Below are 12,542 nucleotides of genomic sequence, written 5' to 3' on the forward strand. Positions count from 1 at the left end.
GCCGGGCGAACAGCCCACCAGTCTACGTGGGTGTCGCCCCGCCGCCCGCCACAGGCACCGCCCAGCTCAACGCGGGTGTCCCCCGCCGCCCGATGCTGGCAAAGCCTCAGCTCTTGTTGCTGGGCTCCTTGGGCCGGGGCACCGGGCCTCGGCGCACCGAACCCGGCGCGTCCCAGTCCGCCCGCCTGCGGGCCCGCTTCTTCGCGGCCTCGGAGGACTCCAGCTGGTAGGGGACCGAGGTCACCATCACGCCAGGGGTGAAGAGCAGGCGGCCCTTGAGCCGCAGGGCGCTCTGGTTGTGCAGCAGGTGCTCGTACCAGTGGCCGACGACGTACTCGGGGATGAACACGCTGACCGCGTCGCGCGGGCTCTCGCGGCGCAGGCCCTTGACGTACTCGATGATCGGCCGGGTGATCTCGCGGTACGGGGAGTCGAGGATCTTCAGCGGTACGTTGATGCCGCGCCGCTCCCACTCCTCCTTCAGCGCCCTCGTCTCGGCCGGGTCGACCGAGATCGACAGGGCTTCCAGCTGGTCCGAGCGCATCAGCTTGGCGTAGGCCAGGGCGCGCAGTGTGGGGCGGTGGACCTTGGAGACCAGGACGATCGAGTGGACCCGGGAGGGCCGCAGACTGTCGTCGGAGGGCTCGTCCGGAGCGGCGATCTCCTCGGAGACCCGGTCGTAGTGCTTGCGGATCGCGGTCATCGTTCCGTAGAAGATCACCATGCCGAGCAGCGCGACCCAGGCGCCGTGGGTGAACTTGGTGGCGAGCACGACGACCAGGACGAGCCCGGTGAAGAACGCGCCGAACGCGTTGATCGCGCGGGAGCGGATCATCCGGCGGCGCTTGGCCGGGTCGTTCTCGGTGGCCAGGTGGCGGTTCCAGTGGCGGACCATGCCGGTCTGGCTGAGCGTGAAGGAGACGAAGACGCCGACGATGTACAGCTGGATCAGCCGGGTCGAGTCCGCGCCGTAGATCACGACGAGCAGCACCGCGGCGCCGGCCAGCAGCACGATTCCGTTGGAGAACGCCAGGCGGTCGCCGCGGGTGTGCAGCTGGCGGGGCAGGTAGCGGTCCTGGGCGAGGATCGAGCCGAGCAGCGGGAAGCCGTTGTACGCGGTGTTGGCGGCCAGGAACAGGACCAGCGCGGTGGCCGCGGCGAGCACGATGAACAGGAAGCTGCCGTTGCCGAAGACGGCCTCGGCGACCTGCGAGATCACCGGGTTCTGGACGTATCCGGAGCCGACCGGGGCGCCATTGTGCAGCAGGTCCTCGGTGGGCTTCTCGGCCATCCGTACGTTCGTGGCCATGGCCAGCGCGATGATGCCGCAGAACATGGTGACGGCGAGGCCGCCCATGAGGGCCAGGGTGCCGGCGGCGTTCTTGGACTTCGGCTTGCGGAAGGCGGGGACGCCGTTGCTGATGGCCTCGACGCCGGTGAGCGCCGCGCAGCCGGAGGAGAAGGCGCGCAGGAGGAGGAAGACGAGGGCGAACCCCGCCAGGCCCTGGTGCTCGGCCTTGATCGTGTAGTCGGCGGTGGGGGCCTTCATGGTGTCGCCCATGACGAGGCCCCGGTAGGCACCCCACGCGATCATGATGAAGACCCCGGCGACGAAGACGTACGTCGGGATCGCGAAGAGCTTGCCCGACTCCTTCACTCCGCGCAGGTTCATCAGGGTGAGCAGCACTATCACCGCGACGGCGCACAGCACCTTGTGCTCGACCACGAAGGGGATCGCGGAGCCGAGGTTCTCGATGCCGGAGGCGATGGAGACGGCCACGGTCAGCACGTAGTCGACGAGCAGGGCGCTCGCGACGGTGAGTCCGGCCTTCGGTCCGAGGTTGGTGGTGGCGACCTCGTAGTCACCGCCGCCGCTCGGGTAGGCGTGCACGTTCTGCCGGTAGGAGGCGACCACGGTGAACATCAGCACCACGACCGCGACCGCGATCCAGGGGCTGAAGTGGTACGCCGACACACCCGCCACGGAGAGCACCAGGAGTACTTCTCCGGGTGCGTACGCAACGGACGAGAGCGGGTCGGAGGCAAAGACGGGGAGTGCGATGCGCTTGGGGAGGAGGGTTTCTCCCAGCTTGTCGCTGCGCAGCGCCCGGCCGATCAGGATCCGTTTGGGCACGTCGGTCAGTTTGGACACGCAGAGGATCGTAAGCGTTGCGTATGGATTGGGCCCACCCGCCTCCCATTGACGTCCTCATGGGATATCGGCACTGATGAGTGCATCGGGCGGCGGGCCGCATAAGCTCGTCAGGCGGCAACGTGGATTTCCGTTGCCACGCTGTTGCCCGGCTAGCCGAGAAGGAAGTAGTGAGCAGGGTGTTTGCGCAGGTCATCGGGGCGACCAGGAGTGCGGGGTAAAGGGCACGTGCACATCGTCATCATGGGCTGCGGGCGAGTGGGAGCCGCTCTCGCGCAGACTCTGGAACAGCAGGGGCACACGGTCGCGGTGATCGACCAGGACCCCACGGCCTTCCGCCGGCTCGGTTCGGGCTTCGGCGGGCGCCGGGTCACCGGGGTCGGCTTCGACCAGGACACCCTGCGCGAGGCGGGGATCGAGGAGGCCGGCGCGTTCGCCGCCGTCTCCAGCGGTGACAACTCCAACATCATCGCGGCCCGGGTGGCCCGTGAGATGTTCGGCATCGAGAACGTGGCGGCGCGGATCTACGACCCGCGCCGGGCCGAGGTGTACCAGCGCCTGGGCATTCCGACGGTCGCCACGGTCAGCTGGACCGCCGACCAGATGCTGCGGCGGCTGCTGCCGTCCGGCGCGGAGCCGCTGTGGCGCGACCCGAGCGGTGGCGTGCAGCTGGCGGAGGTGCACACCTCGGCGGCCTGGATCGGCCACAAGATCAGCAAGCTGCAGGAGGAGACCGGCGTGCGCGTCGCGTTCCTCACCCGGCTGGGCGAAGCGGTTCTGCCGACGTCCCAGACGGTGTTGCAGGAGGGCGACCTGGTGCACGTGATGATGCGTACCGACGAGGTCGAAAAGGTCGAGGCGGCGTTCGCCCAGGGTCCCGAGGAGGGCGGTCACTGATGCGTGTGGCGATTGCCGGGGCCGGCGCGGTGGGTCGTTCCATCGCGGGCGAGCTCCTGGAGAACGGGCACGAGGTGCTCCTGGTCGACAAGGCGCCCACCGCCATTTCGGTGGAGCGGGTGCCGCTCGCCGAGTGGCTGCTCGCGGACGCCTGCGAGATCACCTCGCTGGACGAGGCGGCGCTCCAGCGCTGCAACGTGGTCATCGCGGCCACCGGCGACGACAAGGTGAACCTGGTCGTCTCGCTGCTCGCGAAGACCGAGTACGGGGTGCCGCGGGTGGTGGCCCGGGTCAACAACCCGAAGAACGAGTGGCTGTTCAACGAGTCGTGGGGCGTGGACGTCGCCGTCTCGACGCCGCGGCTGATGTCGGCGCTCGTCGAGGAGGCGGTGAGCGTCGGTGATCTCGTACGCCTGCTGCGCTTCAGCCACGGCGACGCGAACCTGGTCGAGCTGACGCTGCCGCCGGAGTCGGCGCTCGCGGGCACGCAGGTCGGCGATGTGGCCTGGCCGGAGGACACCTCCCTGGTCACGATCATCCGCGGCACGCGGGTGCTCACGCCCACCCAGGAGGAGACCCTGGAGGCCGGTGACGAGCTGCTGTTCGTGGCCGCGCAGGCGCGCGAGGAGCAGCTGGAGGACCTCCTTTCGGTCCGCCGCGAGAGCTGACGCCGCACATACGGAAGGGCCCGGAACCAGGTGGTTCCGGGCCCTTACCGCGTTCTCGGCGATCAGCTCGCGCCGGGGGCTTGCGCCGCGGCCTTACGGGCCTTCTCGGCCGCTTCCTCCGCCTCCATCTCGGCGAAGACGTCGATCGGCGCCGGGGCCTTCGCGAGGAAGACCCAGGTGAGCCAGACCGCGAGGAGGAACGGCGGGATCTTCAGGGCGATCAGCACCCAGCCGAGCTGGGAGGTGTTGGCCCACCAGTACAGCGGGAAGAGGATCGCGCACTTGGCGAACAGGATGAGCCCCCAGGCCCAACTCGCCTTCGCGTACGCCTTCTTGCGGCCCGGGTTGCGGGTGCGCCAGGACAGGTTCTCCTTGAAGACCGGGCCGAGGATCAGCCCGATCAGGGGCACTCCGAAGACCGTGGTGACGATGTACGCCAGGGCCAGGCCCAGGGTGTACAGCATGCCCGGCAGGTAGAAGTCCTTGGCGTTGCCCGTCATCATCGCGAAGACCACACCGAAGGCCACGCCGAAGACGCCGCTGAAGGCGTGCTTCATGGTGTCCTTGCGGACCAGGCGGACCGCGACGAGCAGCAGCGAGACCACGAGGGCGGCGATCGCCGAGGTGTGCAGGTCCTTGTTGACCGTGAAGATCGTGACGAAGAGCAGCCCCGGCAGGACCGTCTCCACCATGCCGCGCACCCCGCCGAACGCCTCGAAGAGCGCGGCCTCGGTCACGGCTTTCGCGTCGGCGTCGGACGGGGTGGATGTGGGGGTGGTGGTCGGCTTGTCGACTGACGTCACCGGCTACTCCTGTCCGAGCGGTCGGAGTTCGTATTTGGGGTTGAACAGCACCCGTCGGCCGTGGCTCATGGAGATCCGGCCCGAAGCGATCAGCTTGCGGCCCGGCTCGATGCCCACGATCGAGCGCCGTCCCAGCCACACCACGTCCAGCGGGGCGGTGCCGTCGAAGAGCTCGGCCTCCAGCGCCGGCACACCCGCCCGCGGACGCAGGGTGACGGTCCGCAAGGTACCAGTCACTTTGACTATCTGGCGGTCGCTGCACTCGGAGATGCGGGTGCACCCCGTGGCCTGCGTGTCCTCCTGCAGCTCCGCGGAGTGCAGATCCTCCTGCGAGGTGGACAGCCGGTCGAGCATCCGGCGGAAGCGCCCCGCGGGCTTCTCGGTACGAAGGTCAGCACTCATACAGAAAGCGTACCGGGGGACACCCCCAACCGATCAAAGCGTGTGGTCAGCACCCATCACGGGGTTGAGACCCGGGCTCTCGGGCTCAGCGTTCGAAGCGGTAGCCCATGCCCGGCTCGGTGATGAAGTGGCGCGGGTGCGAGGGGTCGAGCTCCAGTTTGCGGCGCAGCTGGGCCATGTAGACCCGCAGGTAGTTGGTCTCGGTGCCGTAGGAGGGCCCCCAGACCTCCTGGAGCAGCTGCTTCTGGCTGACCAGGCGGCCGGTGTTGCGGACCAGGACTTCGAGCAGATGCCATTCGGTCGGCGTGAGGCGTACGTCGCGGTCGTCCCGGTTGACCTTCTTGGCGGCGAGGTCGACGGTGAAGCCCTCGGTCTCGACGATCACCACGTCGTCGGCGCCGTCCGCGCCGCCGACCGGCTCGGCCCTGCGTACGGCGGCGCGCAGCCGGGCGAGCAGCTCGTCCATGCCGAACGGCTTGGTGACGTAGTCGTCGGCGCCGGCGTCCAGCGCCTCGACCTTCTCGTCGGAGGTGTGGCGGGCGGAGAGCACCAGGATCGGGACCCGGGTCCAGCCGCGCAGCCCCTTGATGACCTCGACGCCGTCCATGTCGGGCAGGCCGAGGTCGAGCACGACCACGTCGGGGTGGCGGGCGGCGGCGAGCTGGAGGGCGGTCGCGCCGTCGGGGGCCGCGTCCACCTCGTACTTCCGTGCCTTGAGGTTGATCACGAGCGCGCGCACGATCTGCGGCTCGTCCTCGACCACGAGCACCCGGGTCATCTGGAATACCTGCCTTCTACATTCTCTGGCGGAACGGTTCGGTTCATGAGGTGACCTGGGCGGAGAGGCCGGCGGGGGCCCGGTCCGGGCCGGGGGCGGCGCGGACGGTGAGGACCATCGTGAGGCCGCCGCCGGGGGTGTCCTCGGCGGCGAGGGTGCCGCCCATGGCTTCGGCGAAGCCCCGGGCGACGGCGAGACCGAGGCCGACTCCGGCGCCGCGCGGGGCGTCGCCGTAGCGCTGGAAGGGCGCGAAGATGCGGTCCTTGGCGGCGTCGGGGACACCGGGGCCGCGGTCGGTGACCCGTATCTCGACGCGCTCGGCCATGCCGCTGGCGGCGACGGTGACGGGGCTGTCGGGCGGGCTGTACTTGACGGCGTTCTCCACGATGTTCGCGACGGCCCGCTCAAGCAGGCCCGGGTCGACCTCGACCATGGGCAGCGTCTCGGGGATGTCGAGGACGACGCTGTCCTCGGGGACACCGCCGAGCGCCATGGGAACGACCTCGTCGAGGTCGATCTCGCGGATGAGCGGGGTGACGGTGCCGGTCTGGAGGCGGGACATGTCCAGGAGGTTGCCGACCAGGTGGTCGAGGCGGTCGGCGCCGCCCTCGATGCCTTCGAGGAGCTCGGCGCGGTCCTGCTCGGACCATTCCACGTCGTCGGAGCGGAGCGAGGTGACGGCGGCCTTGATGGAGGCGAGCGGGGTGCGCAGGTCGTGGCTGACGGCGGCGAGCAGCGCGGTGCGGATGCGGTTGCCCTCGGCGAGCTTGCGGGCTTCCTCGGCCTCCCCCACCAGGCGCTGGCGGTCGAGCACGACGGCGGCCTGGGCGGCGAAGGCGCCGAGCACGCGGCGGTCCTCGGCGGGCAGTACGCGCCCGGACAGGGCCAGCGCCATGTGGTCTCCGACCGGCATGTCGACGTCCGCGTCCTCGGGCCGCCCGACCGGGCGCGGTCCGACGCTGCCCGCGCGGCTCCAGGGCGACACGTCGCTCTCGCGTTCCAGCAGGGCGACGGACTCCATGGCGAAGGTCTCGCGGACCCGCTCCAGCAGTGCGTCCAGGCTGGTCTCGCCGCGCAGCACGCTGCCCGCGAGGAAGGAGAGGATCTCGGATTCGGCGCGCAGCCGGGCGGCCTGGTGGGTTCGGCGGGCCGCGACGTCCACGACGGAGGCCACCGACACGGCCACAAGCACGAAGATGACGATGGCGACGATGTTCTTGGGATCGGCGATCGTGATCTTGTGGATGGGCGGGGTGAAGTAGTAGTTCAGGAGGAACGAGCCGACCGCGGCCGAGGCGAGCGCCGGTGCCAGACCGCCGAGCAGGGCCGCGGCCACGGTCAGGGTCAGGAACAGCAGCATGTCGTTGGCGAGCCCGAGGTCCGCGTCGACATTGGTGAGCAGCACGGTCATCAGGGCGGGTCCGATGACGCCGGCCGCCCAGCCCCACACGATGCGGGCCCGCCCGAGCCGGGCCCCGCGTGCCACCGGCAGTCCGCGGCCCTTGGCGACTTCCTCGTGGGTGACGATGTGGACGTCGAGGTCGGGCCCGGAGTCGCGGGCCACGGTCTGCCCGACGCCGGGACCGAAGATGTACTGCCAGGCCTTGCGGCGGCTGGAGCCGAGCACGATCTGGGTGGCGTTGACGCCCCGCGCGAAGGCGAGCAGCGAGGTGGGGATGTCGTCGCCTATGACGTGGTGGAAGGTGCCGCCGAGGTCCTCGACCAGGGTGCGCTGGACGGCGAGTTCCTTGGGCGAGGCGGAGGTGAGGCCGTCGCTCCTGGCCACGTACACCGCGAGGATCTCGCTGCCGGAGCCCTTGGCGGCCATCCGGGCGGCCCGGCGGATGAGGGTGCGGCCCTCGGGTCCGCCGGTCAGGCCGACGACGATCCGCTCGCGGGCCTGCCAGGTGGACTGGATGTCGTGCTCGCCGCGGTACTGCTGGAGGTATTCGTCCACCCGGTCGGCGACCCACAGGAGCGCCAGCTCGCGCAGCGCGGTGAGGTTGCCGGGCCGGAAGTAGTTCGACAGGGCCGCGTCGACCTTCTCGGACTTGTAGATGTTGCCGTGCGCCATGCGGCGGCGCAGCGCCTGGGGCGACATGTCGACCAGCTCGATCTGGTCGGCCCGCCGCACCACCTCGTCGGGCACGGTCTCGCGCTGGCGTACGCCGGTGATCGACTCGACCACGTCGCCGAGGGATTCCAGGTGCTGGATGTTGACGGTGGACACGACGTCGATCCCGGCCGCGAGCAGTTCCTCGACGTCCTGCCAGCGCTTGGTGTTGCGGGCGCCGGGGACATTGGTGTGCGCGAGTTCGTCCACCAGGGCGACGGCGGGGCGCCGCTCCAGGACCGCGTCCACGTCCATCTCGGTGAAGGCGGTCCCCCGGTATTCGATCTCGCACCGCTGGATCTGCTCCAGGCCGTGCAGCATCACCTCGGTGCGCGGCCGCCCGTGGTGCTCCACGAACGCGACGACGCAGTCGGTGCCGCGCTCCACCCGGCGGTGAGCCTCGGACAGCATCGCGTACGTCTTGCCGACGCCCGGTGCCGCGCCGAGGTAGATCCGAAGCTTGCCGCGTGCCATGGCCCCATTGTCTTTCAGAATTCAGCTGCGTACGCAGCGTCGACCTTACGGCCAACAATTACGGCAAATGGGGTGGGGGCGGGGCGGAGGTCCCGAATTGACGCGATTCTGATGCTCCGGCGCAGGTGGTGCGGGGCGGAGCGCCCGAAAGGCCGGACGCAATGCGACAGCCCGCGGCAGTTGGATTTCGAGGACCAACAGCCGCGGGCCGTAAGCGAATTGCCCGCCGCTTGCGGGGCACCGGTCGAGGTCAGCGGATCTCGCTGATTTCCGGGCCGCGCTGGAGCTGGCCCATGCCGCCGGAGAAGCGGGAACCCTCCTGGTCGTCCTGCTGGACGCCCTCGGGGACCATCTGCGCGTCGTTGGGCAGCTTCAGGACGATCGGGTCGCGGGGCGCCATGGGGCCCTCGCCGCGGACCACCACCGTGTCCCGGAAGATCGTCTCAAGCAGCCCGGCGGCCTGCGGCTGCACCGCGCCCTGGCCGGAGATGACACCGCGCAGGAACCAGCGCGGGCCGTCCACGCCCACGAAGCGGACCAGCTGGACGCCGCCCGTGCCGTCCGGCAGCTGTACCGGGACCTGCGCGCGCAGCTCCCAGCCCAGCGGGCCCTCGACCTCGTCGATGATGCCGCCCTGCTGGGTGATGCCGGAGGCGATCTCCTCGCGGACCTCGCCCCAGATGCCTTCCTTCCTCGGTGCCGCGAAGGCCTGCAGCTGGACCGCGCTGTCGTTCAGCACCACCGTGGCCGCGACGATCGCGTCGCCCGCGACCTCGACCCGCAGCTCCATGCCCTCGACCCCGGGGACGAAGAGTCCGCCGAGGTCCACCCGGCCCTCGCCGGGCTCGGTGACCTCGGAGAGGTCCCAGGGGCCGTCCGGGCGCGGCGCCGGCGGCAGGTTCACCCTGCGCACCTCGCGCTTGTCCCCGGCCTCGATGTCATCGGCCCCGGTGCCGTCGACGACCTGCTCGGCCTCGCCCGCCGCGTCATCGGCAGTCCCGCTCTTCTTGCGACGTCCGAACACGTCACTGTCCTTCCCGGTCGGATACGACCGAAGCGTATCGATTCCCACCCGTTGTGCCGCCACTGGCGGCCGAACCGTCCACGGCGGCATGACCGCCGGTGGACCCGAAGCCCCCCTCGGCCCGCGCCGAGCCGGGAAGCTCCGCCACCTCGTGGAAGCGCACCTTCTCGACCTGCTGGACGACCAGTTGGGCAATGCGGTCGAAACGCTCGAACCGCACGCTCTCGCGCGGGTCGAGGTTGACCACGATCACCTTGATCTCTCCACGGTACCCGGCATCCACCGTCCCCGGGGCATTCACCAGGGCGACACCGCACCGGGCGGCGAGGCCCGAACGGGGGTGCACGAAGGCCGCGTACCCGTCGGGCAGCGCGATGGAGACGCCGGTCGCCAGGACGGCCCGCTCGCCCGGGGCGAGCTCGGCGGCCTCGGTGGTGACTAGATCGGCTCCGGCGTCGCCGGGATGGCCGTACGCCGGAATCGGCACCTCCGGGTCGACACGGCGGATGAGGACGTCTACGGGTTCACGCGTCACGGGTTCACCTCGAAGGCGCGAGCGCGCCTGAGCTGGTCGGGGTCGGACATGGCGGCCTGGATCTCGGCCGGGCGTCCGTTGTCGATGAAGTGGTCCACCTTCACCTCGATGAAGAGGGCCTGGGCCCGGACCGCCACGGGCCCCTCGGGGCCGCCGATGCGGCCGGTGGCCCGGGAGTAGATCTTGCGGCCGGCCACCGCGGTGACCTCGGCCGCCAGATGCAGCACCGTTCCGACCGGGACCGGGCGGGCAAAATCTGTCTCAAGCCGGCCGGTCACCGCGATCACCCTCAGCAGCCAGTTCAGCGAGCCGAGCGTCTCGTCGAGCGCGGTTGCCAGCACCCCGCCGTGCGCGAGACCCGGGGCGCCCTGGTGCGCCTCCCGCACGGTGAACTCGGCGGTTACGGTGACGCCCTGGCCGGCCCGCGCCGCCAGGTGCAGGCCGTGGGGCTGTCCGTCGCCGCAGCCGAAGCAGTGCCCGTAGTGCGCACCGAGCAGCTCGCCGGGCGCCGGCGCCTCGGGGTGCCGCACCGGCGCCAGGGCGTCGGGCGGGGGCGTCAGGGACGCAGATGTAGCAGTCACAGCCGCAGACCTTACCCGCGGTCCAAGCCGCAGGTCGCGCCGTGCCAAGCTAGGTTTCATGCAGCCCAACGCCCCGCAGTACGCAGAACGCCTCACCGCACCCCGCTCCTGGTGGTTCATCTCCGGGCTGGTCGGCGTCGCCTGCGCGCTGATGCTGCTGCCGGTGGGCACGCTGCCGATGCTGGCCGGTCTGGTGGGCGGCACTGCGGTGTCCTGGGTGGTGGTGAGTTCGTACGGTTCGGTACGGATCCGGGTGCTCGCGGACACCCTGGTCGCCGGGGAGGCCCGGATTCCGGTGCGGGCGCTGGGCGAGCCCGAGGTCCTGGACGCCGAGGAGGCGCGGGCCTGGCGGCTGCACAAGGCCGATCCGCGCGCGTTCATGCTGCTGCGGGCGTACATCCCGACGGCGGTGAAGGTGCAGATCACGGACCCGGCGGACCCGACTCCGTACGTCTACCTCTCGACCCGCGACCCCGAGGCGCTGAAGACGGCGCTCAACGCGGTCCGTACCGCCTGAGCCTTCCGCCCGTGCGGGGCCCGGCCTTCAGCGGCCGAGTTCCCTGGGGTCCTTCCCCGGCGGCAGCGGGTTGTCCGGCTGCTCCAGGGCGGGGAGCTCGGGCAGCGCGTCCCAGGGCACCTGGTGGTTGCGCAGGTCCTTCCTGATGTGCGCGGCGAGCTTCTTGGTGTCGCGGCGGTTCATCACGGCGCCGACGGCCGCGCCGACCATGAACGGCGTCAGGTTCGGCAGGTTGCGGAACGTGCGCTTCATGATCTGCTGGCGCAGCTCGCGCTTCAGCTGGCCGCCGAGCGCGAAGTTGAGCGTCGTCGGCTTGGTGACGTCGATGCCGCGCTCCTCGGTCCACGAGGTCAGATACGCCATCGAGCGCTGTTTGAGGGTGCCGGGCGGCCGCATTCCGTAGACCTCGTGCAGCTCGGCGATGAGCTTCAGCTCGATCACGGCGACCCCGGTGACCTCTGCGGCCAGCTCCGCGGGCATCGCGGGCGGAACGGGCAGCATGGCGGCCGCGCCGATGCCCGCGCCGACCGTGGATGTGCCGTTGGCCGCGCCCGCGATCAGCTTGTCGGCGATCTCCTCCGGGCCGAGGCCCGGGAAGTGCGCGCGCAGCGTCGCCAGGTCCCGCACGGGAATGCGGGGGGCGACATCGATGATCCGGTCGGCAAGGTGGCCGAGCGAGGCCTTGATGCCCTCGCCGCCCTTGCGTACGCCCTTCTTGAGCACCGGAACGCTCTTCTTCAGGGCGGGTACGCCCTTGTCGAGAGCGCCCTTGCGCAGGGCGTCCAGGCGTCGGGCCCCGGCCGCGGGCCCCGCCTCTTCTTCCCCCGTACCGGCTGCCGTGACGGCTGCTTCGAGCGAGGCCTGTTGGCCCCGCCCGGCGTCACGTGCACCGTCGGCAGCGCTCACCGCAGGGAGGCCGGCCGGCTCGGCGGGGGCTTCAACGCCTTCTGCCGGGCCTGTGCCGCCCTGTGGTGCCTCGGTGGAACCCGGGGCACCCTTCGTCCGGAACGGTCGCTTCCGGGGCGGTTTCGCGCCTGCCACGCCGGCCTGCTCAGTCGCAGTCGCGGCAGATCGGCTGACCGTTCTTCTCCCGGGCCAGCTGGCTGCGGTGGTGCACGAGGAAGCAGCTCATGCAGGTGAACTCGTCGGCCTGCTTGGGCAGGACGCGAACGGCGAGCTCTTCGTTGGAGAGGTCCGCGCCGGGCAGTTCCATGCCTTCGGCGGCCTCGTACTCGTCGACGTCGACAGTCGAGGTGGACTTGTCGTTACGCCGGGCCTTCAGCTCTTCAAGGCTGTCGGAATCGACGTCGTCGTCGGTCTTGCGTGGGGTGTCGTAGTCCGTTGCCATGTCGCTCTCCCCCTCTGGGTGGTTGCGGTGTCTCAGCGCACGTAACGCGTGAGAGGCCGGACTTGTGCCCGACCTGAGGCGGAGATTTTGCCTCACATCAAGGTCTGTTACTCAATCGACACCCAACCGCACTCCTCAAGAGTGATCGTCTTGGATGGCGATCGGGACCGTACACGGTCCTCATGTCGCACTTCACGAGTGCCACCCCGTGTACTTCCCGTGATCTCACCCCCCGGAAACCCGGACTTTT

At 70.3% G+C, this 12,542-nt stretch carries 13 protein-coding genes; 3 read left to right on the forward strand and 10 right to left on the reverse strand.

Annotated elements, in window-relative coordinates:
- Window positions 1-106 precede the first annotated feature (106 nt).
- The gene (locus ACIBK6_RS20275) at window positions 107-2,152 is read right to left on the reverse strand and encodes an APC family permease (protein WP_399052656.1); all 2,046 of its coding nucleotides are present in this window, start codon (window positions 2,150-2,152) and stop codon (window positions 107-109) included.
- A 228-nt stretch (window positions 2,153-2,380) separates the two neighbouring features.
- On the opposite strand from ACIBK6_RS20275, the gene ACIBK6_RS20280 reads away from it, so the two are divergent.
- Entirely contained in the window at window positions 2,381-3,049 is a 669-nt protein-coding gene (locus ACIBK6_RS20280) for a potassium channel family protein (RefSeq protein ID WP_399052657.1), read from the forward strand.
- Entirely contained in the window at window positions 3,049-3,717 is a 669-nt protein-coding gene (locus tag ACIBK6_RS20285; RefSeq protein ID WP_399052658.1) for a potassium channel family protein, read from the forward strand. Before ACIBK6_RS20280 ends, ACIBK6_RS20285 begins: the two co-directional genes overlap by 1 nt.
- Window positions 3,718-3,779: 62 nt before the next feature.
- Here the strand turns inward: ACIBK6_RS20285 and ACIBK6_RS20290 are convergent, their stop codons facing one another.
- The 7 genes from ACIBK6_RS20290 to ACIBK6_RS20320 form a co-directional block, all read right to left on the reverse strand.
- Window positions 3,780-4,520, reverse strand: coding sequence for a DUF3159 domain-containing protein (locus ACIBK6_RS20290; RefSeq protein WP_399052659.1), 741 nt, complete (start codon window positions 4,518-4,520; stop codon window positions 3,780-3,782).
- A 3-nt stretch (window positions 4,521-4,523) separates the two neighbouring features.
- On the reverse strand, window positions 4,524-4,922 hold the full coding sequence (locus ACIBK6_RS20295; RefSeq protein WP_078966308.1) for an OB-fold nucleic acid binding domain-containing protein: 399 nt from the start codon (window positions 4,920-4,922) through the stop codon (window positions 4,524-4,526).
- A gap of 85 nt (window positions 4,923-5,007) precedes the next feature.
- Entirely contained in the window at window positions 5,008-5,700 is a 693-nt protein-coding gene (locus ACIBK6_RS20300; RefSeq protein WP_399052660.1) for a response regulator, read from the reverse strand.
- A 43-nt stretch (window positions 5,701-5,743) separates the two neighbouring features.
- Window positions 5,744-8,287 (reverse strand): ATP-binding protein, encoded by a 2,544-nt coding sequence (locus ACIBK6_RS20305; RefSeq protein WP_399052661.1) that lies wholly within the window; start codon window positions 8,285-8,287, stop codon window positions 5,744-5,746.
- A gap of 250 nt (window positions 8,288-8,537) precedes the next feature.
- Window positions 8,538-9,311 (reverse strand): DUF3710 domain-containing protein, encoded by a 774-nt coding sequence (locus ACIBK6_RS20310; RefSeq protein WP_399052662.1) that lies wholly within the window; start codon window positions 9,309-9,311, stop codon window positions 8,538-8,540.
- A 1-nt stretch (window position 9,312) separates the two neighbouring features.
- Entirely contained in the window at window positions 9,313-9,846 is a 534-nt protein-coding gene (dut, locus tag ACIBK6_RS20315) for a dUTP diphosphatase (RefSeq protein ID WP_399052663.1), read from the reverse strand.
- A complete protein-coding gene (locus ACIBK6_RS20320; protein ID WP_399052664.1) occupies window positions 9,843-10,427 on the reverse strand; it encodes a PaaI family thioesterase in 585 nt (194 codons plus the stop codon). The genes dut and ACIBK6_RS20320 overlap by 4 nt, the downstream gene beginning before the upstream one ends.
- A gap of 58 nt (window positions 10,428-10,485) precedes the next feature.
- Here ACIBK6_RS20320 and ACIBK6_RS20325 point away from each other — a divergent pair, with 58 nt between their 5' ends.
- The gene (locus ACIBK6_RS20325) at window positions 10,486-10,944 is read left to right on the forward strand and encodes a DUF3093 domain-containing protein (protein ID WP_399052665.1); all 459 of its coding nucleotides are present in this window, start codon (window positions 10,486-10,488) and stop codon (window positions 10,942-10,944) included.
- A 27-nt stretch (window positions 10,945-10,971) separates the two neighbouring features.
- Here ACIBK6_RS20325 and ACIBK6_RS20330 read toward each other — a convergent pair whose 3' ends face one another.
- Both ACIBK6_RS20330 and ACIBK6_RS20335 read right to left on the reverse strand, forming a co-directional pair.
- On the reverse strand, window positions 10,972-11,985 hold the full coding sequence (locus ACIBK6_RS20330; protein ID WP_399052666.1) for a hypothetical protein: 1,014 nt from the start codon (window positions 11,983-11,985) through the stop codon (window positions 10,972-10,974).
- A gap of 10 nt (window positions 11,986-11,995) precedes the next feature.
- The gene (locus ACIBK6_RS20335; protein WP_053725482.1) at window positions 11,996-12,292 is read right to left on the reverse strand and encodes a DUF4193 domain-containing protein; all 297 of its coding nucleotides are present in this window, start codon (window positions 12,290-12,292) and stop codon (window positions 11,996-11,998) included.
- Window positions 12,293-12,542: the final 250 nt, after the last annotated feature.

The sequence above is a fragment of the Streptomyces sp. NPDC050485 genome, from assembly GCF_044458185.1.
Taxonomy (GTDB): Bacteria; Actinomycetota; Actinomycetes; order Streptomycetales; family Streptomycetaceae; genus Streptomyces.